At 48.4% G+C, this 1,416-nt stretch carries 3 protein-coding genes; all 3 read left to right on the top strand.

Annotation, left to right across the window (positions count from 1 at the left end; all coding sequences use genetic code 11):
- Nucleotides 1-292, top strand: a 292-nt coding sequence (locus DFP90_RS23090; RefSeq protein ID WP_218044772.1) for a hypothetical protein, incomplete at its 5' end; no start/stop codon positions are given.
- Nucleotides 293-303: 11 nt separating this feature from the next.
- Nucleotides 304-1,146 carry a methyltransferase gene (locus DFP90_RS21445; RefSeq protein ID WP_115939401.1) on the top strand — a complete coding sequence of 281 codons (843 nt, stop codon included), beginning with the start codon at nt 304-306 and terminating at the stop codon, nt 1,144-1,146.
- Nucleotides 1,147-1,179: 33 nt separating this feature from the next.
- Nucleotides 1,180-1,416: hypothetical protein (locus DFP90_RS23085; protein WP_218044771.1), on the top strand; the 237-nt coding region annotated here is incomplete at its 3' end.

Below are 1,416 nucleotides of genomic sequence, written 5' to 3'. Positions count from 1 at the left end.
ATTCCTTAGTAAATCAATGGAAGTCAGGCCCACCCGTTGGGCGGCCCTGAAGATCCAGCCGGACCCGCGCTTTAAAGCGCGGGGAAATCCTTTGTTTTTTGACAGGGTGAAACGAACACGTTTCCCCCTATTGCAATCACTGGACGCAAGCGCTCACATAAAACTTTTTTCATTCTCCGCGCTGGCGCTTGTGCGAACAAAAAAACTTTTCTGTTCGGTGATTGCTATCCCCCTTCCGTTCATCGCCACAGGGCTAGTCAGGGTTGCATGTGCAACCCTGAAATTAAATTGAGGCTCAAGAAAATGGCAAAACTCACCAAAGCGGAAACAAAGGCTCATAATCAAGCATGTGAGCTATTGAAAAAAGATGTTCTTACTCATGATGAGAAGTGGTTTGTTCTCGATAATTGGCACGAAGGAGCGGAACACAACAACGGCTCGACAGGTGCGTTTTTTACCCCTTCCGGTATGGCGTTAGATTTTGCCATAGACGTTGGCGGTAAGCGTGTCCTAGATCTTTGCGCCGGTATTGGTGCTCTTTCCTTCGCCGCTTGGGTTCGCAATGAGCAAAACCGATATGAGGGTATGGTTGAAGCTGAATACGTATGTATTGAAATTAACCCTGCCTATATCGAAATCGGCAAGAAGATCATGCCGCAAGCAACTTGGGTGCAAGGCGATGCTTCGGATTTGGAATTCATCAAATCTCTAGGCCGTTTTGATTGCGTAATCTCTAACCCTCCTTTCGGAAAGAGGGCAGGGGGCAATGGCAATGCACCTCGCTATACAGGCGCTGATTTCGAATACAAGATCATGGATATTGCATCCGAAGTTGCGGACTATGGTGTTTTTATCATTCCTCAACAATCATCTTCTTTCTTCTATTCAGGCCGTGTTGCCCATCGTGACAATGACAGCGCTAAACTGAAAAAGTTCCGTCAGCAAACCGGTATCACAATGGACTGCGGGGTTGGCGTTGATACAGCTTATTATAAAGACGATTGGAAAGGTGTTGCGCCGATTTGTGAAATCGTCACTTGCAATTTTGAGGAATTGCAACAGCAACGCAAACCTACCGCCGTTGTTATCGACTTCCCCGTTAATCAGTTTCAGGACCCGGTTGAACAACTCTCTCTGTTCGCTTGACCTTGCCGCTTATGTTTTTGAAAGGATGAGAAAATGTGCAATCTTATTGATCAGTCGGGGAGGGGGCCGGAAATCCTTAGTAAATCAATGGAAGTCAGGCCCACCCGTTGGGCGGCCCTGAAGATCCAGCCGGACCCGCGCTTTAAAGCGCGGGGAAATCCTTTGTTTTTTGACAGGGTGAAACGAACACGTTTCCCCCTATTGCAATCACTGGACGCAAGCGCTCACAAGGGGGGTTCCCCGTTCTCCGCGCTGGCGCTTGTGCGACCG

Source organism: Aestuariispira insulae (assembly GCF_003385955.1).
In the GTDB taxonomy this organism is placed as follows: Bacteria; Pseudomonadota; Alphaproteobacteria; order UBA8366; family Aestuariispiraceae; genus Aestuariispira; species Aestuariispira insulae.
The sequence above is the reverse complement of the archived record's forward strand: the minus strand, read 5'-3'. Positions and strand labels throughout refer to the sequence as shown.

Coding starts and splice junctions, on each gene's coding strand:
- DFP90_RS21445 (WP_115939401.1), top strand. CDS start 304: ATGGCAAAACTCACCAAAGCGGAAACAAAGGCTCATAATCAAGCATGT.